At 66.7% G+C, this 22,667-nt stretch carries 20 protein-coding genes; 16 read left to right on the top strand and 4 right to left on the bottom strand.

What is annotated here, in order from left to right; translation table 11 throughout:
* The first annotated feature begins 1 nt into the window (after position 1).
* From AC1DSF_RS02675 to AC1DSF_RS02620, 12 genes are read left to right on the top strand one after another with little or no spacing between them, the layout of a single operon-like run.
* A complete protein-coding gene (locus tag AC1DSF_RS02675; RefSeq protein ID WP_478182287.1) occupies positions 2-1,222 on the top strand; it encodes an ABC transporter substrate-binding protein in 1,221 nt (406 codons plus the stop codon).
* 33 nt (positions 1,223-1,255) lie between these two features.
* The gene (locus tag AC1DSF_RS02670) at positions 1,256-2,185 is read left to right on the top strand and encodes an SDR family oxidoreductase (RefSeq protein WP_478144233.1); all 930 of its coding nucleotides are present in this window, start codon (positions 1,256-1,258) and stop codon (positions 2,183-2,185) included.
* Positions 2,182-2,988 (top strand): enoyl-CoA hydratase-related protein, encoded by an 807-nt coding sequence (locus AC1DSF_RS02665; protein ID WP_478125158.1) that lies wholly within the window; start codon positions 2,182-2,184, stop codon positions 2,986-2,988. The genes AC1DSF_RS02670 and AC1DSF_RS02665 overlap by 4 nt, the downstream gene beginning before the upstream one ends.
* Positions 2,989-2,995: 7 nt before the next feature.
* Positions 2,996-4,804, top strand: a complete 1,809-nt coding sequence (locus AC1DSF_RS02660; protein WP_478182286.1) for an acyclic terpene utilization AtuA family protein — start codon at positions 2,996-2,998, stop codon at positions 4,802-4,804.
* Positions 4,801-5,649 carry a TetR/AcrR family transcriptional regulator gene (locus AC1DSF_RS02655; RefSeq protein ID WP_478182285.1) on the top strand — a complete coding sequence of 283 codons (849 nt, stop codon included), beginning with the start codon at positions 4,801-4,803 and terminating at the stop codon, positions 5,647-5,649. The genes AC1DSF_RS02660 and AC1DSF_RS02655 overlap by 4 nt, the downstream gene beginning before the upstream one ends.
* On the top strand, positions 5,646-7,118 hold the full coding sequence (locus AC1DSF_RS02650; protein ID WP_478182284.1) for an acetyl-CoA carboxylase biotin carboxylase subunit: 1,473 nt from the start codon (positions 5,646-5,648) through the stop codon (positions 7,116-7,118). Before AC1DSF_RS02655 ends, AC1DSF_RS02650 begins: the two co-directional genes overlap by 4 nt.
* 19 nt (positions 7,119-7,137) lie before the next feature.
* Positions 7,138-7,629 carry an acyl-CoA carboxylase biotin carboxyl carrier protein subunit gene (locus tag AC1DSF_RS02645; RefSeq protein ID WP_478125154.1) on the top strand — a complete coding sequence of 164 codons (492 nt, stop codon included), beginning with the start codon at positions 7,138-7,140 and terminating at the stop codon, positions 7,627-7,629.
* The gene (locus tag AC1DSF_RS02640; RefSeq protein WP_478125153.1) at positions 7,626-9,236 is read left to right on the top strand and encodes an acyl-CoA carboxylase subunit beta; all 1,611 of its coding nucleotides are present in this window, start codon (positions 7,626-7,628) and stop codon (positions 9,234-9,236) included. The genes AC1DSF_RS02645 and AC1DSF_RS02640 overlap by 4 nt, the downstream gene beginning before the upstream one ends.
* 33 nt (positions 9,237-9,269) lie before the next feature.
* Positions 9,270-10,907 (top strand): AMP-binding protein, encoded by a 1,638-nt coding sequence (locus AC1DSF_RS02635; RefSeq protein ID WP_478182283.1) that lies wholly within the window; start codon positions 9,270-9,272, stop codon positions 10,905-10,907.
* 14 nt (positions 10,908-10,921) lie between these two features.
* Positions 10,922-11,899, top strand: a complete 978-nt coding sequence (locus AC1DSF_RS02630; RefSeq protein ID WP_478182282.1) for an NAD(P)H-dependent flavin oxidoreductase — start codon at positions 10,922-10,924, stop codon at positions 11,897-11,899.
* Entirely contained in the window at positions 11,899-12,507 is a 609-nt protein-coding gene (locus AC1DSF_RS02625) for a DsbA family protein (RefSeq protein WP_478182281.1), read from the top strand. The genes AC1DSF_RS02630 and AC1DSF_RS02625 overlap by 1 nt, the downstream gene beginning before the upstream one ends.
* Complete coding sequence (locus tag AC1DSF_RS02620) at positions 12,504-13,301, top strand: enoyl-CoA hydratase/isomerase family protein (RefSeq protein WP_478125149.1); 798 nt, start codon at positions 12,504-12,506, stop codon at positions 13,299-13,301. Before AC1DSF_RS02625 ends, AC1DSF_RS02620 begins: the two co-directional genes overlap by 4 nt.
* Positions 13,302-13,362: 61 nt before the next feature.
* On the opposite strand, the gene AC1DSF_RS02615 is transcribed toward AC1DSF_RS02620, so the two are convergent.
* A complete protein-coding gene (locus tag AC1DSF_RS02615; protein WP_478125148.1) occupies positions 13,363-14,067 on the bottom strand; it encodes a TetR/AcrR family transcriptional regulator in 705 nt (234 codons plus the stop codon).
* Positions 14,068-14,229: 162 nt separating this feature from the next.
* Between AC1DSF_RS02615 and AC1DSF_RS02610 the strand changes: the two genes are divergently transcribed.
* From AC1DSF_RS02610 to AC1DSF_RS02595, 4 genes are all read left to right on the top strand, one after another.
* Positions 14,230-17,538, top strand: coding sequence for a carboxyl transferase domain-containing protein (locus AC1DSF_RS02610; RefSeq protein WP_478182280.1), 3,309 nt, complete (start codon positions 14,230-14,232; stop codon positions 17,536-17,538).
* Positions 17,539-17,569: 31 nt separating this feature from the next.
* Entirely contained in the window at positions 17,570-18,844 is a 1,275-nt protein-coding gene (locus tag AC1DSF_RS02605) for an SGNH/GDSL hydrolase family protein (RefSeq protein WP_478182279.1), read from the top strand.
* A 114-nt stretch (positions 18,845-18,958) separates the two neighbouring features.
* Positions 18,959-19,336 (top strand): YXWGXW repeat-containing protein, encoded by a 378-nt coding sequence (locus AC1DSF_RS02600; protein ID WP_478125145.1) that lies wholly within the window; start codon positions 18,959-18,961, stop codon positions 19,334-19,336.
* A 267-nt stretch (positions 19,337-19,603) separates the two neighbouring features.
* Positions 19,604-19,981, top strand: coding sequence for a helicase SNF2 (locus AC1DSF_RS02595; RefSeq protein ID WP_478125144.1), 378 nt, complete (start codon positions 19,604-19,606; stop codon positions 19,979-19,981).
* An 86-nt stretch (positions 19,982-20,067) separates the two neighbouring features.
* Here AC1DSF_RS02595 and AC1DSF_RS02590 read toward each other — a convergent pair whose 3' ends face one another.
* The 3 genes from AC1DSF_RS02590 to AC1DSF_RS02580 are packed head-to-tail and all read right to left on the bottom strand — an operon-like array spanning position 20,068 to position 22,650.
* Complete coding sequence (locus AC1DSF_RS02590; RefSeq protein WP_478125143.1) at positions 20,068-20,793, bottom strand: LrgB family protein; 726 nt, start codon at positions 20,791-20,793, stop codon at positions 20,068-20,070.
* Between the two features lie 2 nt (positions 20,794-20,795).
* Positions 20,796-21,143, bottom strand: coding sequence for a CidA/LrgA family protein (locus tag AC1DSF_RS02585; protein ID WP_478125142.1), 348 nt, complete (start codon positions 21,141-21,143; stop codon positions 20,796-20,798).
* A gap of 1 nt (position 21,144) precedes the next feature.
* Complete coding sequence (locus tag AC1DSF_RS02580) at positions 21,145-22,650, bottom strand: FAD-linked oxidase C-terminal domain-containing protein (RefSeq protein ID WP_478125141.1); 1,506 nt, start codon at positions 22,648-22,650, stop codon at positions 21,145-21,147.
* Between the last annotated feature and the right edge of the window lie 17 nt (positions 22,651-22,667).

Here is a 22,667-nt window from a genome sequence, read left to right as displayed (position 1 = left end):
CATGGACGAGAGAGAAGAAGCGGTCAGGACAAGCGCGCTGAAACGCCCTGCGCTGCGAGGCGCCTTCATTGCGCTGGCAGCTTGGGTTGCGGCATCGGCTGCGATGGCGCAGGACGTGGGCGTCACGGCCACCGAGATTCTGATCGGCGAGGTGCAACCGATGTCGGGCCCTGCGTCGCTGATCGGCAAGGCCGGCGCGGCAGGCTCCAAGCTGGCCATTGCGGAGATCAACGCGGCGGGTGGCATCAACGGCCGCAAGCTGCGCGCCATCTACGAGGACGACGGCTACGTCCCCGCGCGCTCGGTGTCGGCCGTCAAGAAGTTGATCGACTCCGACAAGGTCTTCGGCCTGACCGGTACCACCGGCAGTTCGCACATGGTGGCGATGCTGCCGGCCATCGAAGAGGCGAAGATCCCGACCATCGTGCACATGGCGCCCAACCCGGCAGTGGTCACGCCGCGCCGGCCCAACGTCTTCATGATCGGGCCGGACTACGACTATGCGGGCTACGTGCCGATCCGCTACATGGTCGAGAAGATGGCCAAGAAGGGTGGCAAGTTCGGCATCCTCTACCAGGACGACGACTTCGGAAAGGCACTGCTCGCGGGCTACCAGAAGGCGGTGAAGGAATACGGGCTCAACAGCGTCGCCGAGATCTCCTTCAAGCGTGGCGCCAAGGATTTCTCGGCCGAAGTGCTCACGCTGAAGGAGAAAGGCGCCAACGCCGTTTATCTCGGCACGCTCACCACCGAGTCGGCATCGATCATGTCGGAGATGCGCCGCCTCGACATGGACGTGGCGATCGGGACCTTGTGGGCAGGGCAGCTGCCGGCCGCGGTGAAGCTGGCGGCGCCGGCGGGCTACCAATACCTCATTCCCGACTATTACGCGTCGAACTACGACCCGGCGGGCGTGGCGCTCATGACGTCGGCCAAGAAGTACCTGAGCGCCGACGACTACGCCAACTTCAACCGCTACACGGTCAGCGGCTACGTCGGAACGATGGTCTTCGCCGAAGGCGTGCGCCGCTGCGGTGCCAACGTGACGCGCACCTGCGTCATCGCCCAGCTCGACAAGCTCAAGGATTTCAAGGTCGGCGGCCTCAGCGGGCCCGTCTCCTTCGACAACCCGAAGGGACAGGCCGTGATGCCGATCAAGCTCTTCCAGACCGATCCGCAAAGCGGCACCGTGAAGTCGCTGACCGACTTCGTCGCGTACTGAACTGTTCACGCATCGCACTGATTCGCCACGATCATGACGCAAGCTTCATCCCTCAAGAGCACCGARCGCTACCGCTCGGCCTTTCGCCCTGGCCTTTTCGAGGGCCGCACGGTCGTGGTGACCGGCGGCGGCAGCGGGCTGGGTCGTTGCACGGTGCACGAACTGGTCAGCCTCGGCGCGCGGGTTGCGCTGGTCGGGCGGCAGATGGCCAAGCTCGATACGGTGGCCGAGGAGATTGCCGCGATCTACCCGGAGCGGGCCGGCGGCGTCACGCGCCACGCCTGCGACATCCGCGACGAGGATGGCGTCAAGGCCACGGTGGCGGACATCGTGGCGCAGCACGGGCGCATCGATGGGCTCTTCAACTGCGCCGGCGGGCAGTATCCGGCGCGGCTGCGCGACATCTCCCTCAAGGGCTGGGATGCCGTGGTGCGCAACAACCTGCACGGCACCTTCCTCTTCTCGCGCGAGTGCTATGTGCAATCGATGGAAGCCCACGGCGGGAGCATCGTCAACATGCTGGCCGACATCTGGGGCGGCCTGCCGGGCATGGGGCATTCCGGCGCGGCACGTGGCGGCGTGCTGACCTTCACCGAAACGGCCGCCTGCGAGTGGGGCCACGCGGGCGTTCGCGTCAATGGTGTCGCGCCGGGCTGGATCGCATCCGCCGGCATCGACACCTACGACGAGGACTACCGCAACGTGCTCCGCGGCCTGCGCGACAAGGTGCCGCTGCAGCGCTTCGGTACCGAGGCCGAACTCTCGTCGGCCGTGGTGTACCTGCTGTCGGAGGCCGCCGGCTTCATCAACGGCACCGTCATCCGGGTCGATGGCGGAGTGCCCACCGCTCGGCCCACGTGGAAGCTGGAGCCGGCCGAGCGCAGCTTCCCGTTCGACGGATTCCCGCAGTATCAGCCGCCCGAGACCTTGGCGGACCGGCAGCCGGCAGGAGATGGGAAATGAGCGCCGAGAACGAGGCCGCCGGGCGCCCGCAGGTCAAGGTCGAGCGCGACGGTGCGGCCTGCCGCATCACCATCGACCGGGCGCCATCGCACAACACGATGTCCGACGCCGTGATGCTGGAACTCGTCCAGGCCCTACGTACAGCGGAGTCGATGGAGGGCGTGCGCGCCATCGTCCTCACCGGTGCGGGCGACAAGACCTTCTGCGCGGGCGGGCAGCTCAAGCCGACAGCCGACGGTTCGCCCTTCGCGCTGGAGCCGGGCCGCTTCGACAACCCGGTGGCCGACCTGTTCCGCGCCCTCGACAAATGCAACCTGCCGGTGATCGCGCGGGTCAACGGCAGCGCCTTCGGAGGCGGCCTCGGCCTGGTCTGCGCATGCGATTTCGCGGTGGCCTGCGATGACGCCATGTTCGGCACCACCGAAGCGAAGGTCGGCGTGTTTCCGATGATGATCCTGCCGCTGCTGATGCGCGTGATTCCGCGGCGCAGGCTGCTGGAGATGTGCTTCTTCGCGCAGCGCTTCAGCGCCGCGGATGCCGAGCGCTTCGACATCGTCAACCGCGTGGTGCCGCGCGACGGCCTGGATGCGGCGGTCGACGAGATGGTCGCGCGCCTGACCGCCAACTCGCCCGTGGCGCTGCGCATCGGGCGCCGCGCGATCGGTGCGATCACCGACCTTTCGTATCACGACGCCCTCAATCTCGCGCAGGCCATCCTGCCGGTGCTCTCGCAAAGCGAAGACACGCGCGAAGGCATGCGGGCATTCGCCGAACGCCGGGCACCTGTCTGGCCCGGACGGTGAGATCGACATGAGCACACCTGCCACTTCTCCGCTGGGCCGCCCGCTGCGGATCGGTTGCGCCAGCGGCTTCTGGGGCGATTCCGAAGCCGGCGCGGCGCAGCTCGTGCGTCACGGCAACGTCGATTTCCTCGTGTTCGATTTCCTGGCGGAGATCACGATGTCGCTGCTGGCGCGGGCCCGGGCCAAGTCGGCCGATGCGGGTTATGCGCCGGACTTCGTCCGTATCGTCGCCGCACTGGCGCCCGAGCTGAAGTCGCGCGGCATCCGGGTGGTGTCGAATGCGGGCGGCGTCCATCCAGTGGCGTGCCGCGACGCATTGAAGAAGGCGCTCGATGCCCAGGGCATCGACATGCGGATCGCGGTCGTCGAGGGCGACGACATCGCCTCGCAGGTCGATGCCCTGCGCGCCGCAGGGACGCGGGAGATGTTCAGCGGCGCGCCGATGCCGGACAACTTTCTCAGCGTCAACGCTTATCTTGGCGCGCAGCCGATCGCGGCGGCGCTCGACGCCGGGGCGGACATCGTCATCGCCGGCCGCGTGGTCGACAGCGCCGTGACGCTCGCGCCGCTGGTGCATGCCTTCGGATGGCGCTGGGACGACTGGGACAAGCTTGCGACGGGCAGCCTCGCGGGCCACCTGATCGAATGCGGTGCGCAGGCCACCGGCGGCATCTTCACCGATTGGGAACAGGTGCCCGGATGGGACGACATGGGTTTCCCCATCGTCGAGTGCGAACCTGATGGGAAGAGCTTCGTGCTCACCAAGCCGCCGGGCACCGGCGGGCTGGTGTCGCCTGGCACTGCCGCCGAGCAGATCGTCTATGAAATCGGCAATCCGCGGGCCTACCTGCTGCCGGATGTCTGCTGCGACTTCGCCGACGTGAACTTGGCTCAGGAGGGCGAGCATCGCGTGCGCGTAAGCGGCGCGAAAGGCACCCCGGCACCGCGGACCCTGAAGGTGAGTGCGACCTACGCCGACGGATGGCGCCTGCTCGGAACGCTCATGATTGGCGGCTCGCGCGCGGCGGACAAGGCGCAACGGGTTGGCGAGGCCATCTTCGCCCGGTGTCGTCGTTTCCTGGCCGAGCGAGGCCTTGCGGATTTCAGCGAGACGAGCCTCGAAGTGCTCGGTGCCGAAGGCACCTACGGCGCCCATTCGCGCATGCGGGCGAGCCGCGAAGTCGTCCTGAAGATCGCCGCGCGGCACGGCGAGCGCGCTGCGCTCGAACTGCTTGCGCGCGAGATCGCCCCGTCGGCCACCGCGATGGCGCAAGGCATTACCGGTTTCGCCGCCGGCCGGCCTTCGCCGTCGCCAGTGGTGCGGCTCTTTTCGCTGCTGGTGGACCGCAAGACGGTTCATGCGCGCGTCAGCCTCGACGGAGAGCCGTTGCCCTTCGATGAATTCGTGCCGGCGGCGGCCGGCGAGGTGCCGCGGCAGACTGACATCGCGCCTGCACGGCAGGAGGATGGACCCACCGAGCGTGTGCCGCTCCTGCGCATCGCCCATGGGCGCAGCGGCGACAAGGGCGACATGGCCAACATCGGCCTCATCGCGAGGTCGCCCGAGGCCTGGCGCGTGCTGCTGCAGGAACTCGATGCGGACAAGGTGGCGGCGTACTTTGCGCATGTCTGCAAGGGGAAGGTCACGCGCTACACGCTGCCGGGCTTCCATGCCATCAACTTCACGCTCGAAAACGCACTCGGAGGCGGCGGCGTCGCGTCGCTTCGCTACGACCCGCAAGGCAAGGCCTTTGCACAGATGCTGCTCGACCTGGAGATCGACGTGCCGACAGCGGTACTGCGAACACTCACATGAAACAGAACGCCAAAACCCAATCCAACAGCGGCGATACCGACAAGGTGACTCCGATCGCCGCCGGCAAGCAGACGCCCCGACGCATGCGGCGCGCGGCGGAGATCCTTGCCGCCGCGCGCGAGGTCTTTCTCGAAAAGGGCTTCGAACGCTCGTCGGTCGGCGAGATCGCGACCCGCGTCGGCGTGGTCGAAGGGTTGGTGTACTCGTACTTCCCGACCAAGCGCGACCTCCTCAACGAGGTGCTGCGTGGCATGTACGAGCCACTGATCCAGGACATCGCCGACAGTTTCGCGCGCATCCACGGCCTGCGCAGCCGCTTGCGCTACCTCGTGTGGCGGCATCTGCGCGTGTACGTCGAAGAGCCCAGCCTGTCGCGCATCGTGCTGCACGAGGTGCGCACCAGCCCCGAGTACTTCAAGTCGGTATTGCACGACCTGCACGTGCACTACACCTCCTTCCTGCTGCTGACCGTGCGCGAGGCCATGCAGCAGGGCGAGCTGCCCGCTGACACTGATGCCGAGACGGTGCGCAGCATGGTCTATGGCGGCATCGAGCACCGGATGTGGTCGCTGCTCTACGGCCGGGGCTCGATCGACGTCGAGGCCATGGCGGACAGCTATACCGCGATGCTCCTCAACGGCATCCTGTCGCCGAAAGCGCGCGCAGGCGGCGCTGAAATCGAGGCGCGTGCTGCTGGCCCCGATGACGCGGGTCCGGCCGACGACATCGAACGCCGCCTCGCAAGGCTCGAGCGCATCGTCGCGCTGGGTCTGACACCGACGCCTGCCGCAACCGCCCCATCCGCCCCATCCGCCGCCGCCAAGCGGCGCAGGAAGTCGACATGACCGCGATCCGCAAGCTCTTCATCGCCAACCGCGCGGAGATCGCGCTGCGCATCGTGCGCACGGCCACGCGCATGGGCATCGAGACGGTGGTGCCGTGGCACGAGAAAGACCGGGCGGGTCCGGCGCTTGCCGCGGCGACGGAGACGGTCGAACTCTTCGGCGAACCGCCAGTGGCCGCGTGGCTCGACGCAGAGGCGATGATCCGCGCCGCGCGAGACACCGGCTGCGACGCCATCCACCCGGGCTACGGCTTCCTGTCGGAGAACGCGGCGTTCGCGCAGACCGTGGCGGACGCCGGACTGGTCTTCGTCGGCCCCACGGCTGCCGCGATCGAGCTGATGGGCGACAAGATCAGCGCACGCCGCTTCGCGATCAGCCACGACGTGCCGGTGACGCCTTCGGCCGACGAGGCGGACGATCCGGCGAGCTTCGCCCAGCGGGCGCGGGGCATCGGTTTTCCGCTGCTCATCAAGGGCGCTGCCGGCGGCGGCGGCAAGGGCATGCAGATCGTCCGTCGGGAAGAGGACCTCGCGGCCGCGATCGACATCGCGCGCGGCGAGAGCCAGCGCTACTTCGGCGACGGTCGCCTGTTCGCCGAGCGCTTTGTCGAGCGGCCGCGGCACATCGAAGTGCAGGTGTTCGGCGACGTGTATGGCAAGGTCATCCACCTGGGCGAGCGCGAGTGCTCGATCCAGCGCCGTTTCCAGAAGCTCATCGAAGAATCGCCAGCACCCGGGCTCGCACCTGCATTGCGCGAGCGCATCTGCAGCGCGGCAGTGCGACTGGCGTCGGCGGCGGGCTATGTGAATGCCGGCACCGTCGAATGCATCGTGTCGCCCGAGGGCGAGTTCTTCTTCCTGGAGATGAACACCCGGCTGCAGGTGGAGCACCCGGTCACCGAGATGGTCACCGGGCTCGACCTGGTCGAGCTGCAGTTGAGGGTTGCGCAAGGCGAGCCGCTGGGCATCTCCCAGGACGATCTGCGCGCGTCCGGCCATGCGATCGAATGTCGCATCCTGGCGGAAGATGCGGACGCGGGCTTCGTGCCGGACACCGGGCGCGTGCTGCTGCTGCGCACGCCGCAGGGGCCCGGCGTGCGCTTCGACGGCGGCGTGACCGAGGGCGCAGCGGTGACGGCCGACTTCGACTCCATGCTGGCAAAGCTGGTCGTCCATGGCGCGGACCGCCGGCTCGCGATCTCGCGCATGCGCACCGCACTGGCCGAGACCACGATGCTTGGCGTCACCCTCAACAACGACTACCTCGCGCGGGTGCTCGGTCATCCGGACTTCGGGCGGGGCGAGACCGACACGGGCTTTCTCGAACGGCATCGGGACGCGCTGCGACCGGCGCCGCTCACCGATGGCGAGCGCCGCGCGGTGCTCGCCGTGGCCGCCAGCGCCGCACCCGACCGCGCTGCGTATCCGGCGCCCGAGCCGTATGCCTCCATGGGCGCGTGGCGCAACTGAATCACTCGAAGCGACCTTCATGACGACCCTACTTTTCAGCAATGCGCCGGGCGAGCGGCATCAGGTGCACCGGCATGTCGATGGTGTGCAGGTGGACGATGTCCGCCTCCCGGTCAGGAGCCTCGGCCGGGGCGACTTCGTCGCCAGCATCGACGGCCGCGGTGAGCGTCTGTGCGCGGTGGCGCATGGGGATGCGATCTATGTGCAGCTCAAGGGACGGGCCTGGCGACTCGATCGCGTGGACGCCACGCGCTCGCGCGGCGGCAGCGCAACGGAAGCCGCGGGCGCTTCGATCGCGCCGATGCCCGGCGTCGTCGTTTCCGTGCACACCGGCGCGGGAGAGGCCGTACGGCAGGGCGATCCCCTGCTGGTCATCGAAAGCATGAAGCTGCAGATGACCATCGGCGCCGCCGCGGACGGTGTCGTGGCCGAGCTGCCCTTCGGCGTCGGCCAGACCTTCCAGCGCGGCGCGACGCTGGTGCGCATTGCCGCAGCGGAGGCCACCGCATGAGCCGCATCGAAAGCCGTATCGACACTGCAAGCGAAAGCTTCAAGCAGAACCGCAAGGCCATGCTGGCGCACGTCGAAGGCCTGCGCACCCGCTTGCACAAGGCGCGCTTCGAGCGGCCGGAGCGCGACATCGAGCGACTGCACCGCCAGAACAAGCTCACGGTGCGCGAGCGGCTCGACCTTCTGCTGGATCCGGGCACGCCCTTTCTCGAGATCGGCGCACTGGCCGCCAACCGCGCCTACGAGGGCGAGGTTCATGGGGCGGGGCAGGTGTCGGGCATCGGGATCATCGCGGGGCGCGAGGTCGTCATTCATGCGGACGATCCGAGCATCAAGGGCGGCGCCTGGTATCCGCTTTCGGTCAAGAAGATCGTGCGCACGCTCGATATCGCGATCGAGAACCGCCTTCCTGTCGTGCACCTGTGCGACAGCGCCGGTGGATTCCTGCCGCTGCAGTCCGACCTTTTTCCCGACCGGCATGCGGCCGGGCGCATCTTCCGCAACCAGTGCACGCTGTCGAAGATGGGCGTGCCGCAGATCGCCGTGGTGCTCGGTCACTGCACTGCCGGCGGTGCCTACATCCCTGCCCTGTGCGACTACAGCGTGATCGTGCGCGGCAACGGCGGCGTCTTCCTCGGCGGTCCGCCGCTGGTGAAGGCCGCGACCGGGGAGGTCGTCTCGGCCGAGGCCCTGGGCGGTGCGCAGATGCACACGACGGTTTCGGGCACTTGCGACTACGCCGCCGACGACGAGCCGCACGCCATGGCCATTGCGCGGGACATCCTCGCCCAGACCACGCCCATCCGCAAGCAGCAGATCGACCGCGTCGATGCCCAGCCGCCGCACTACGACCCCGCCGAGCTGTACGGCATCATCCCGACCGATTGGAAGACCGGCTTCGACATGCGCGAGGTGATCGCGCGCATCGTCGACGGCAGCGAGTTCCACGAGTACCAGCCGGGCTACGGCACCACGATGGTCTGCGGCTTTGCGCGCATCTGGGGATGCAAGGTCGGCATCCTGGCCAACAACGGCGTGCTGTTCAACGACAGCTCCCTCAAGGCCGCGCACTTCATGCGCCTGTGCGACCGCGACCGCACGCCACTGGTCTTCCTGCAGAACATCACCGGCTACATGGTGGGGCGCGAATACGAGGAGCGCGGCATCACGAAGGACGGGGCCAAGATGATCATGACGCAGGTCGGCTGCACCGTGCCCAAGTTCACGGTGATCGTCGGCGGCTCGTTCGGTGCCGGCAACTACGGCATGTGCGGCCGCGCCTTCGACGGCCGATTCCTCTGGATGTGGCCACAGTCGCAGATCGCCGTGATGGGCGCCGAGCAGGCCGCCAACACGCTGGCCGAGGTCAAGGTCCGGCAGCTCCAGCGCAAGGGCCATGAACTGTCGGCCGGGGAAATCGCGGCCATCCGCGATCCGGTGCTCAAGAGCTTCGAAGAGGAAAGCGATGCCTACCACTCGACGTCGGAGCTGTGGGACGACGGCATCCTCGACCCCGTCGATACGCGCAATGCGCTGGGCATGGCCATCGTCGCTTCGCTCAACGCGCCGTTCAGCGAAGACATCGGCTACGGCGTGCTGCGGCTCTGACCGACGATCCCGCAGCGCAGGAGTTCCGTATCCATGATCACGATCGACGAAGACACGACCATCGGCAGCGCCTTCTTCAGCGCCGCCCGCAGCTACGGCGGCAATGCCTTCCTTGCGGTGCCGGCGAATCTTTCGCGCAGTTATGCCGCAGAAGGCAGCGAGATCAGCTATGCCGACGCGGCGGCGGAGGTCGAGCGGCTGATGCGTGTGTACACGGAAGCGGGCTACGGCGTCGGCCATCGGGTCGGCCTGCTGCTGGAGAACCGGCCGGACCACCTGTTGCACAAGCTGGCGATGAATGCGCTGGGCATCTGCTGCGTGCCGCTGAACCCGGACCACCGTGCCGGCGAAATGGCCTTCGTCATCGAGCATGCGCGCGTCGACGTGGTGGTGGTCATTCCGGCGCTCGAGCCGTTGCTGCGCGGTGCAATGGACGAATCGGCGCGGCAGCCCCTGGCGGTCCGCCTGGGCGCCTTCGACGGTGGCAACGCCGCGATCCCTTCGCCGGGCGTTCGCGCCGCTTCCACAACCCCTGGGCCGGATACGCCCGCGAGCGTGCTCTACACGAGCGGCACCACCGGCCGGCCCAAGGGTTGCGTGCTCTCGCATCGCTACGAGCTGGCCGCCGGTGCCTGGTATGCGACGCGCGGCGGACTGGCCAGCTTCGGTGAAGGCTGCGAAAGGATCTACAACCCCCTGCCGCTGTTCCACGTCAATGCGTCGATCTTCTCGTTCTTCTGCGCGATGGTGAAAGGCAATTGCCAGATCCAGACCGACCGGTTCCAGACCTCGCGGTGGTGGACTGAGGTGCGTGAGTCGCGGGCAACCGTCGTGCACTACCTGGGCGTGGTCGTGCCGATGCTGCTGGGGCAGCCCGCTTCTCCGCAGGACCGCGACCATCAGGTTCGTTTCGCGATCGGTGCCGGTGTCGAGCCGCAGCGGCACGCCGCCTTCGAGGCGCGCTTCGGCTTTCCGCTGATCGAGATCTGGGGCATGACGGAAATGGTCCGGGCCCTGATCGACAACATGGCGCCGCGCCAGGTCGGGACGCGCGCCTTCGGCCGGGCACAGCCCGGGGTGGAGGTTCGTGTGGTTGACGACGCCGACGTCAATGTGCCGGACGGCACCGACGGCGAGATGATCGTGCGCCACTCGGCCGCCACGCCGCGCAAGGACTTCTTCAGCGGCTACCTGGACGATCCGGCCGCCACCGAGGCGGCATGGCGAGGCGGCTGGTTCCACACTGGCGATATCGTCAACCGCTCCTCCGACGGCATGCTTCACTTTGTCGACCGGCGCAAGAACATCATCCGCCGCTCGGGCGAAAACATCGCGGCCGCCGAGGTCGAGGCCTTGCTGCAGACGCATCCGCTGGTGGAGCAGGTCGCTGTGCTGGGCGCACCCGACGAGATACGCGAGGAAGAAGTGCTGGCCTGCATCGTCCTGCGCGAGAGCGCCATGGCGGACGTCGACGCGGCCGTGAAGACGCTCTTCGACCACTGCAATGCGCGGCTGGCGTACTACAAGGCGCCGGGTTGGGTCTGGATCACCGACCAGATCCCGACCACCGCCACGCAGAAGATCCAGAAGCACCAGATATTTCCAAAGGGTGTCGACCCCCGCGGGCTGGCCGGCATGCGCGATCTGCGCAGTTGGAAGAAGCGGCGCTGACCGAAGGATTCTCCATGCCGATGCCTCTGCTCTTCCAGCGCGCGCTGTCGCTTCCCGCGATCGGCTCGCCGATGTTCCTCGTGTCCTTTCCGCCCCTCGTCACTGCGTTGTGCAAGGCGGGCGTGGTCGGCACATTCCCACACGTCAATGCCAGGCCGCAGGCGCAGCTGGACGCGTGGCTGGGCGAAATCGAGGGCGATCTCGCGGCCTTTCGGGCGTCGAACCCCAATGCGGTCGTCGCACCGCATGGCATCAACCTGATCGTGCATCGCACGAACGCGCGTTTCGAGCCCGATCTCGAAGTCGTGGTGCAGCACCGCGTGCCCTTCGTCATCACATGCCTGGGCAATCCGGCGCCGGTGGTGGAGGCGGTGCACGCCTATGGCGGCACGGTCTTCTGCGATGTCACGAGCGCCGACCACGCGCGCAAATCGGTGCATGCAGGGGTCGACGGCCTCATCTGTGTGGGCGCCGGGGCGGGTGGACATGCGTCGAGCCAGAGCGGGTTCTCGCTGGTGCGGGAGATCCGCGAGTTCTGGGACGGCTGTCTGGTGCTGGGCGGGGCGATCAACGATGGCTGGCAGATCCGCGCGGCCGAGGCGCTCGGAGCCGACCTGGTCTACATGGGCACGCGCTTCCTTGCGACGAAGGAGTCGCAGGCACAGGACGCGTACAAGCAGATGGTGGTCGATTCCAAGGTGAGCGATCTCGTCTACACCGACCGCTTGTCGGGCGTGCACGCCAACTACCTCCGTCCCTCGATCGAGCGTTTCGGGATCGAGGTCGAGAATCTGCCGCCCAAGGCGCCCGACATGAGCGCCCTGACCAATACGGAAGCACGGCTCTGGAAGGACCTGTGGAGCGCAGGGCAGGGCGTTGCGACCATCCACGACATTCCCACGGTGGCGCAGCTCGTCGAACGCATCTCGGCCGAGTACCGTGCGGCCTGCGCGTTGCCGCCGAGCGCGGCGTTGGCACCACCGGCGCGATGATGCCGCCGCCGATCGATTTCTGGTTCGACTTCGCGTCGCCCTACGGCTATTTCATGGCCGAGAAGATCGACATGGTCGCGGGCCGCCATGGCCGCCGCGTGCGATGGCGGCCCGTCATTCTGTTCGCCGTGCTGCGTGCACTGGACCTGCCGCCGCCGATGGGCCACGAGGTCAAGCGCGCGTACATGCAGCTCGACTTCGAGCGCTCCGCCCGTTTCCTCGATGTGCCGTTCCGCATCCCGGCGGGGTTCCCGGCGGTCACCCAGCACGCGGCACGTGCCTTCTATCTTCTGGAGCGCCTGGAACCTTCCCTGGCCATCAACTTCGCGCGTGTGGCGTTGCGGTCCTACTTCGTCCAGGGCGCGGACCTGGGCGATGCCATGCAGGTCGCGCGATGGGCATGCGAAGCGCATCCGGCGCTCGGCGCTCCGGCGGATTTCGTGCTGCGCATGCGGGCCGACGACGCGCGGGCGATGCTGGCATCGGCCGTCGATGAAGCAGTGCGGGAACAGGTGTTCGGCTCGCCAACGGTCGTGATCGACGGCGAGCGCTTTTTCGGCGTCGATCGCCTTCCGCAGATCGAAGCCTGTCTTGCGGGGACTCTATGAACCAATCGTCTTCAGATGCGCATGTGCTGGTCCATGTCGAGGGCGCGGTCGGCGTCATGCGCTTCAATCGCGGCGCCACGCTCAACACACTCGACATCCCGATGCTGCTGGCCATGGAAGCCGCACTCGGCGAGTTCGAGACGAACGATGCGGTGCGCGTCGTCGTGCTGACCGGCGCGGATGAGCGTGCATTCGTCGCGGGCGGCAACATTGCCGATCTCGACAGCCGGCGCGGCCTGCAGCACTACCAGGAGTTCGGCGACATCGTGGCGCGGGTGTTCCAGCGATTCGAGGCGTGCCCGAAGCCCACCGTGGCCGCGGTCAACGGATGGGCGCTCGGCGGTGGCATGGAGTTGCTGTTGTGCACGGACATCCGCCTCATCGCCGAGGACGCGCAGATCGGCTTGCCCGAGATCAAGCTGGGTCTCTTTCCGGGCGGCGGCGGTTCGCAGCGCTTGATGCGCCAGTTGCCCCTGTGCCAGGCCAAGCGGCTGATGTTTCTCGGCGATCCGGTGTCGGCGCGGGAGGCAGTGTCGCTGGGCCTGGTCAATGAATCGGTACCGCGCGAGGACCTCATGCACGCGGCCATGACGCTCGCGCACAAGCTCGCCGCGAGGGCTCCCCTGGCGCTGAAGATGCTGAAAAGCGCGATGCACATGGGGGCCGACATGCCGCTCGGCAACGCGCTGCAGTACGAGCGGGCGATGATCAGCCTGGTCTTCGACAGTGACGACGCGCACGAGGGCTGCGCCGCATTTCTCGAAAAGCGGCCCGCCAGGTTCAAGGGCGCCTGAGAGACTGCCTCCCGCCCATCGATCGTGCCTTCTCGGCGAGGCAAGGGAGAACGCAGCGCGTTCAGCTGTCGCGCCGGCGCACACCGAGCACTCGCCACGCCAGCTTCGACAGCTCCGCCGCGACTTCCTCGGGCGACAGGCGGCCGTCGGGCCGGTACCAGCTGTAGAGGAAGCCGGGGAGGCTCAGCGCAGCGAAGGCGGTGATCTTGGTCTCGCCGAAGTCGAGGTCGCCATCGGCGCGTGCCTGCTCCAGCAGCGGAAACAGCTGGTCGTAGAAGTGATGCGCCAGCTTCTTCTGTGCGGCGAGGTACTCGGGCCGATAGACCTGCGGCTCCTTGTAGGCAAAGAAGGCGCAGGGGTGGTGCGAAACCGTTGCGCGGATCAGGCGCTCGATGCCTTCCTTGACCTTCTCGACCGCACGCCGGTCATCGTCCTGCGCGAAATCCATCGAGGTGAAACAATCGACCGCGGGCCGCCACGACAGCGTCTCGAAGATCTCCTGCTTGTCTCGGAAGTAGTAGTAGACGAAGGGCTTGGTGGCGTCTAGCGCGCGCACGATCTGCGCCATCGTCGTGTTTGCATAGCCCTGCGCCGCAAAGAGTTGCGCCGCCGCCTGCAGGATGCGCTCGCGCTGCACGTCGGTGCCGGCGGTCGCGGCGCGCTGCCGGCCCGTGCCCTGCGGCAGATCGCTTCTTCTCGAAGCCGCATCGCCGCGTCCGGATGGTTCGTGAGAGGGTTTGTGCGGTGTCGCCGAAGTTATACCCATGGGTAGGATTGTTGGGGCACCATGCAGCGATGGCAAGCGGCCAACCCTATCGATAACCCTGTGAGAGTGACGCCATGGAGACAACGCAGCTTCCCGATCGTCCGCAGCAACCGCTGCACGAATACCTCCGTGCTGCGCCGCCTTCTTGAAGACTGACAGACGATGATGAAGAAAGTCCTGATTGCCAATCGCGGCGAGATCGCGGTGCGGCTGGTTCGCGCGGTGCGTGATCTCGGCATCGAGAGTGTCGTCGTCCATGCCGTCGACGACGCGTCGGCATTGCACGTGCAGCTCGCCGACATTGCAGTGCCCTTGCATGCGACCGGCCCGTCGGCTTACCTTGATGTTGCCGCGCTGATCACGATCGCGCGCGATCATGGATGCGATGCGGTGCACCCCGGCTACGGGTTCTTGAGTGAACGCGCAGACTTCGCGAAGGCATGCGCAGACGCGGCCCTGCGGTTCATTGGCCCGACGCCGGATCAACTTGCGCTCTTCGGCGACAAGGCCCGTGCGCGCGCGCTCGCCGAGCAGTGCGATGTGCCGGTGATGCCCGGCAGCGCCGGTGCCGCGACGCTCGCGGAGGCCCAGGCCTTCTTCGCTGCGCAAAAGGCCGACGGCGCGGGCGTGATGGTCAAGGCCATCGGTGGTGGTGGCGGGCGCGGCATGCGAGCCGTGCTGAACGCCGACGAGCTTCCAGAGGCACACGCACGCTGCATGTCCGAGGCCAAGGCGGCTTTTGGTGTCGAAGGCGTCTACGTCGAACGCGTGATGCGCAATGCGCGCCACATCGAAGTACAGGTCATCGGCGATGGCAAAGCGGTTGCCAGCCTGGGCGAGCGCGAATGCACGCTTCAACGGCGGTTTCAAAAGCTGGTCGAAATTGCACCGAGCCCCTCGCTGCCCAACGCGCTGCGCGAGCAGATCACGCAAGCGGCGCTCCGCATGGCCAAGGCAGTGGGCTATCAGAGCCTTGGCACGTTTGAATTCCTCGTCGACGAGCATTCGTCGACACTGCCCTACGTCTTCATCGAAGCCAATCCAAGATTGCAGGTGGAGCACACCGTGACCGAAGCGGTGACGGGCCTGGACCTCGTGCAATTGCAGATTGGCATCGCGACGGGGCAGACACTTGCTGACGTCGGCGTCGATACCGGGCGCATAGCACCTCAGCGCGGGTTTGCAGTGCAATGGCGCATCAATGCCGAGACGCTCGATTCGCAAGGCAATGCGCGGCCTTCCGGCGGCACGCTGAGTCGCTTCGATCTGCCGGCCGGACCCGGCGTGCGTGTCGATACGCATGGCTATGCCGGGCTCGCGCCTTCGCCGCACTACGACACGCTGCTTGCCAAGCTGATCGTGCATTCGTCCTCGCCGCGCTTTGCCGACGTCGTGCGCCGCTCGCTGCGCGCGCTGGAGGAATGCCGCATCGAGGGCATCGCGACGAACCTCTCGCTGCTGCAGGCCATCGCAATGCGGCCGGAATTCGGGAGTCAAACGGTACACACCCGATTCGTCGAAGCGCATCTGGCCGATCTGCTGGCCGCTGCCGGGCAAGTGGACGCGGCCGCTGCGAAGCACGCGCGCCCTGCGGCCTCTGGGGCCACTGAAGCTGCAAAGACAGTCGCGGAGGATGAGGGCGACGAACTCATGGTGAAGGCACCCATGCCCGCCAAGCTCGTGCAATTCGAAGTGGATGTCGGCGACGTCGTACCCGCTGGCGCCCAGATCGGCGTGCTCGAAGCCATGAAGATGGAGCACCTGCTGCACGCCCCTGTTGCGGGCCGCGTCATCGCGCTCATGGCGCAGCCGGGTGACTATCTCGTCGAAGGGCAGTCTTTGGTGAAGCTCGAAGCCGTGGACGCGCATGCCGTCGAAGCCGAAGCGCGTACTGAACGTGACCTGGACGAGATCCGCCCCGATCTGCGGAAGGTCATCGACCGGCACGCATTCACGCTCGACACGAACCGTGCCACCGCGGTCGCGAAGCGACATGCGCAGGGTGGCCGCACTGCGCGCGCAAACATCGCTGATCTTTGCGATCTCGCTGACGACCCGGGCAACTTCACCGAGTACGGCGCACTGGCGATTGCCGCGCAGACGCGCCGCCGCTCGCTTGAGGACTTGATCGCCAACACACCCGCGGACGGCATGGTGACCGGCATCGGAAGCATCAATGCGAAGCAGTTCGGCGCAGAGAAGTCGCGCTGCGTGGTCATGTCCTACGACTACACCGTGCTGGCGGGCACGCAGGGCATGCGCAACCATCACAAGACCGATCGCATGCTGGGCATCGCGCACCAGCTGGGCTTGCCCGTGGTTCTGTTTGCCGAAGGCGGTGGCGGCCGGCCGGGGGATACGGACATGCCGATCGTTGCCGGGCTGAACAACCACACGTTCAGCCAGTTTGCGGCGCTCTCCGGAAAGGTGCCGGTCGTCGGCATCGTGCATGGACGCTGCTTCGCGGGCAATGCGGCGCTCCTGGGTTGTGCCGACGTGATCATCGCCACCGAGGCCAGCAACATTGGCATGAGCGGCCCCGCCATGATCGAAGGCGGCGGTCTCGGCACGTTCGCGCCGGAGCAGATCGGCCCGAGCAGCGTGCAGTCGCGCAACGGCGTGATCGACATCCTCGTGAAGAATGAAGCGGAGGCGGTTGCCGCGGCAAAGCAGTACCTGTCGTACTTCCAGGGCCCGACGAGTGCATGGGAATGCGCCGATCAACGCGCGTTGCGCCACGCCGTCCCTGAAAACCGGCTGCGTGTGTACGACGTGCGTGCCGCGATGCGCGGCGTGGTCGACACCGGCTCGCTGCTGGAATTGCGTGCCGGATTCGGCGCCGGCATCGTGACCGCGCTGGCACGTATCGAAGGCAAGCCGGTAGGGCTGCTCGCCAACAATCCGCATCATCTCGGCGGCGCGATCGATGTCGAGGCTGCGGACAAGGCTGCGCGCTTCATGCAGCTTTGCAATGCGCACGGATTGCCGCTGGTTGCGCTGTGCGACACACCCGGCTTCATGGTGGGCCCCGAGGTCGAAGCGCAAGCGCAGGTACGGCATGTGTGCCGGATGTTCATGGTGGCATCGCACCTGCGCGTGCCGTATTTCGCGGTCGTGTTGCGCAAAGGTTATGGGCTCGGAGCGCAGGCAATGACCGCCGGCGGTTTCGATGCGCCTGTGTTCACCGTCGCGTGGCCGACGGGCGAGTTCGGTGCGATGGGGCTTGAAGGCGCGGTGCGGCTGGGCTTCCGAAAGGAGCTCGAAGCTGCGCCCGAAGGGCCTGAGCGCGATGCACTGTTCAAGAAGCTGGTGGCGCAGCAGTACGAGAACGGCGAGGCCATCCACATGGCGCAAACGCTGGAGATCGATGCCGTCATCGATCCCGCCGATACGCGATCGTGGCTGGTACGCGGGCTGGCGTCATCCGCCGCATCGCACCGTCCGGCCACGGCGTACGTCGACACATGGTGAAGAGGATTCCGTAAACTGCGCTGCTTTGCGCATGAACCTGGTTGCACGACTCTTTGGCGCTCTGATGCTGGGCGTGGCGCTGGCCCATCCGCCAGCGCTCGCGCAGACGGCGCAGACGGCGCAGTCGCACGATGAGGTTCGCTGGGCAGGCAGTTGGGCGGCGGCACCGCAGGACTACGCGCAGCCGCTTCCGTGGGTTGCAGCGCCGACGTCGCCTCCGCCGCTGCTTGAAAACCAGACCTTGCGGCAGGAACTCCAACCGACCCTGGGCGGACGCCGTGTGCGCGTTCGTTTCTCGAATCGCTTCGGCAAGAAGCCGCTTCATATCGCGTCGGCCAATGTGGCGCGGAACACGGGCGGACACGCGGTGTCTCCTGCTTCACTGCAAAGTCTGCAATTCGGCGGCCATGCAGACATCACCATCGCGCCCGGCGCGGAAGCCTGGAGCGACGCCGCTTCGTTTGCCGTCGCGCCCGACCAGACCGTATCGGTCAGCTTCTACGTCGATGCGCCGGTGCCTTTCGCGACGGTGCATCACCTGACGCCGGGTGCGACCTGGGTCTCGCCGGGCAACAGGGTCCGCGAGGCCACTTTGCCGGATGCCGCGCGTACCGACTGGAACCACATCGTGACGGGCCTGGATGTCCTCGGGCCGAGGGCAGCGCGTGTCGTGGTCGCGTTCGGCGATTCGATCACCGAAGGTGCGGGCATCGAAGGCGACGGGCGCATGCTGCGCTACCCCGAGCGCCTCGCGTTGCGCTTGCGCGGAAGGCCTGGCAGTGCAGGGCAGTTCTCGGTGCTCAACGAGGGCATATCGGGCAATCGCCTACTCAGCGACGGCGCCGGACCCAAAGGCATCGATCGCTTCCGGCGCGATGTGCTGGAGCAAAGCGGCGTGACGCACGTGATCATCCTGATCGGCATCAACGACATCGGCTTGACCTTGCCGCAGGGCTCGAGCGGACGGCTGGGCCCTCCGGAAATCGATCAGATCACCGCGGGCTTGCAGCGGTTGATCGACGAGTCGCGCGCCTGGGGCGTCAAGGTGCTGCTGGGCACGCTGCTGCCTTTCAAGGGGTCGCCCTACTGGACTGCGGAAAAAGAGCTCCGCCGGCAGGCCGTGAACCGTTGGATCCGCGGCCAGCAGGGCGTCGATGGCGTCGTCGATTTCGATGCGGCACTGCGCGATCCTGCCGATCCCCAGTCGCTGAAGCCCGTGTACGACCTGGGCGATCACTTGCATCCCGGCGTTGCGGGCCATGCGGCGATGGCTGACGCTATCGACTTGCGCGCGCTGCAGAAATAGAGATGTCGCCGCAGGATCGGCCGAAACAGGTTTACACAAGACTTCGCCGGGCGCTTACGAAGGATTCACATGGGGCATGGAGGATGAAGTCTCCAGCAACTCAAAGGAATCCTCATGAAAAAACTCGCTGTCACTTTTGCGATGGGTGCCGCATCACTTCTGTCGCTCGGCGCGATGGTTGTGCCGACAGCCGCACAGGCGCAGGCCGTGGTTTCGGTGCGCGTGGGTCCGCCGCCCGCGCCGCGTCGTGAGCACGTTCCGCCACCCCGCCCCGGCTATGTCTGGGCACCGGGCCACTATGAATGGAACCACGGGCGCTATGTCTGGCAAGGCGGAAACTGGATGCGCGCCCGGCCAGGCTACGCCTACCGCGCGCCTCAATGGCACGAGCACGGCGGCCGCTGGGAATACCAGGCTGGCGGGTGGGACAACGACCATGATGGCGTGCCGAACCGCTACGACCGCCGGCCGAACAATGCGTCTCGCAGCTGAGCTCCTGAAGGGCGCCGCCTAAGGCGCGGCGCCCTGGAGCGCGAAGTGAGCTCCCGCTCTCGCCATTTGACTGTTTCGGCTTCGGCAACAGACTTGTGCAGGAGTGCTAGGGTTTCTACTAAGAATTCGAGCGCAGAATTCACTCCACAGGACAGCAGCAGCAAGCAGTTCTGAGTGAACAGGGCCCGAGAGAGGTGGCCGCCCTCCAGGGACGGCGCCCCACCCAAGACCGGTTCGAAACCATCCTCACAGTCAAAAGGAACCGAAATGAAGACCTCGAAGATCATCGCCGCAGCAGCCCTCAGCCTCCTGGCCGCCGCCGGTGCCCAGGCAGAAACGTACGAAGGCGTACAGCCCCTGGTGTCGGCAAACAGCCGCGCCACAATCCAAGCCGAAGCCGTGACCGCAGCGCACCGTGCCGACCCCTACTCCGACGGCGCCGAGTCCGGCGTCCAGACGCTTGTAGCGAGCACCACCCCCCGCTCGGCAGTGCGCGACCAAGGCGTGGCTGCTGCGCACAGCGCGAACCCGTACGCTGAAGGCGCAACGGCCGGTGTGGCGCCGATCCTCGCCAGCGCCGTCAATCGCGACGCCGTTCGTGCCGAAGCACGCGCCGCTGCGCGCGGCAACTCGCTCGCGCTGTAACCCACGCGCTTTCGCGCCACCCTCATGCCGGTCATGCGAAATGCATGGGCCGGCTTTTTTGTGCGCCGGCGCAGAAGATCAGGAGATCAGAAGAGCCGAAAGACCAATGGCATCAGCAGCGCCGCCAGAACCACCTGCATGCCGAGGGCAAGGCCGGCATACGCGCCGGCATCCGCATTGACGTGCAGCGCCCTCGCGGCGCCGATGCCGTGCGCGGCGGTGCCGAGTCCGAACCCGCGCGCGGCATAGCCTTCAGCACTGGTGCGAATCCGAAGCACATCGAAGAGGTATTTGCCCGACAGCGCTCCGACCATGCCGGTCAGCACCGCGAACACGGCCGAGAGTGCCGGAATGCCGCCGATCTTTTCTGAGATCCCCATCGCCACCGGCGCAGTGACCGACTTGGGCGCGAGCGACAACACCACGTCGTGCGGCAATCCCATCGCCCACCCCAATGCGACCGCAGAGCCGCCAGCCGCCGCGCCACCCAGCAAGGACGCCAGCACCAGCCGGCCGAATCGCGCGCGCAACTCGGCGCGCCGCTGCCAAAGCGGCCATGCCAGCGCCACCACCGCGGGGCCGAGCAGGAAGTGAATGAACTGCGCGCCCGCGAAGTAGGTCTGGTAGTCGACGCGCGTGAGGAGCAACCCACTCGCCAGCACGACCACCGACCACAGCACCGGGTTGGCCCAGGGTACGGCGCCAAGCCGTGTGTATGCCGCGTTCGCGAGCAGATACACGACCAGTGTGGCCGTAAGGCCGAAGAGCGGCGTGGCGGAAAGATAGATCCAGAGTTCGACGAAGCGGGGCATGTTCAGGCCTCGTGTTTGCGATCCGGCCAGTACAGCACCATTGCCGTCACGCCGAGTCCGATCCAGGTCGACAACGCGATGACGACGAGCATGCGGCCGCCGTATTCGTTGAGCAGCGCAAGATGTGTCATCACGCCCACGCCGACCGGAACGAAAAGCAGCGAAAGATGACTCAGCAGAAAGGTGGCGCATTCGGCCACTGGTTCGCGCACCACCGCAAAGCGCAGGCCGACGAGCATCAGCATCATTCCGAGCACTGGCCCCGGGAGAGGCAAGGACAAGCCCCGCGACAAAACTTCGCCCGCCGACTGGAACACCAGCAGCCAGGCCATGCCGCGCAAGCCATTCATCTCAAAACCGCGGAAGGTCGGCGAAAGGCTGTGGCTTGCCGGCGCGGAACACCTGCTTGCCGTATTCGGCGCAGCGCTGCAGCGTCGGAATCACCTTGCCTGGATTGAGCGTGCCGGCCGGATCGAAGGCGCGCTTGACGCCGAACATCTGCTCGTTCTCGGCCGCCGTGAATTGCACGCACATGCTGTTGAGCTTCTCGACCCCGACGCCGTGTTCGCCCGACACCGTGCCGCCCATTGCAACGCTGGTTTCGAGAATGTCGGCGCCGAAGAGCTCGCAGCGGTGAAGTTCGTCCGGATCGTTCGCGTCGAACAGCACCAGCGGATGCAGGTTGCCATCGCCCGCGTGGAAGACGTTGCAACAGCGCAGGTTGTATTTCTTTTCCATTTCCTGGATGGCCAGCAGGATGTCGGCCAGCCGTTTGCGCGGGATCGTCGAATCCAGGCACATGTAGTCGGGGCTGATGCGGCCCGATGCCGGAAACGCGTTCTTGCGGCCGCTCCAGAACCTGAGTCGTTCCTCTTCGTTCTCGCTGCACGCGATGGCAGTGGCACCGCAGCCGCGCAGCACGTCCGTCATTCGGCCGATTTCCTCTTCGACCTCTTCGGCCGTGCCGTCGGATTCACACAGCAGGATCGCGGCGGCGTCGAGGTCGTAGCCCGCATGCACGAAGTCTTCGACCGCGGCAGTCATCGGCTTGTCCATCATCTCCAGGCCCGCCGGAATGATGCCGGCAGCAATGACGGCAGCGACCGCATCGCCGGCTTTACGAACATCATCGAAGCTGGCCATGATGCAGCGCGCCAACTGGGGCTTGGGCACGAGTTTGACGGTCACTTCGGTGGTCACCGCGAGCATGCCTTCGCTGCCGATCACAAGCGCCAGCAGGTCGAGCCCGGCGCAGTCGAGCGCCTCGCTGCCGAACTCGATCGGCTCGCCTTCGGCCGTGAAGCCGCGCACGCGCAGCACGTTGTGCAGTGTCAGGCCGTACTTCAGGCAGTGCACGCCGCCGGAGTTCTCGGCCACGTTGCCGCCGATGGTGCATGCGATCTGGCTCGAGGGATCCGGCGCGTAGTAGAGGCCGAAAGGCGCCGCCGCCTCACTGATCGCGAGATTGCGCACGCCGCACTGCACCACGGCCGTGCGGCTGACGGGATCGATCTTGAGGATGCGATTGAACTTGGCGAGCGAGAGCGTCACGCCGAGGGCGTCCGGCATCGCACCGCCGGAAAGGCCCGTGCCCGCGCCGCGCGCCACCACCGGGACGCCGAGCGCATGGCAGGTTCTGAGCACGGCCTGCACCTGGTCTTCGTTCTCGGGCAGCGCAACGACCAGCGGGCGCTGGCGGTAGGCCGTGAGCCCATCGCATTCATACGGGACAGTGTCCTCGTCGTTCGAGAGGATGGCGTGCGACGGCAGCTTCTCCCTGAGCGCGCCGACCACCTTGGCCTGAAGTTCTCTGCGGGGAAGCGAGACTTTTCGCGGTTCGGTGGACGCTGTGTTCATCGCGCCATTGTCTCCGT

The organism is Variovorax sp. 01N429 (assembly GCF_056399425.1).
The sequence above is the reverse complement of the archived record's forward strand: the minus strand, read 5'-3'. Positions and strand labels throughout refer to the sequence as shown.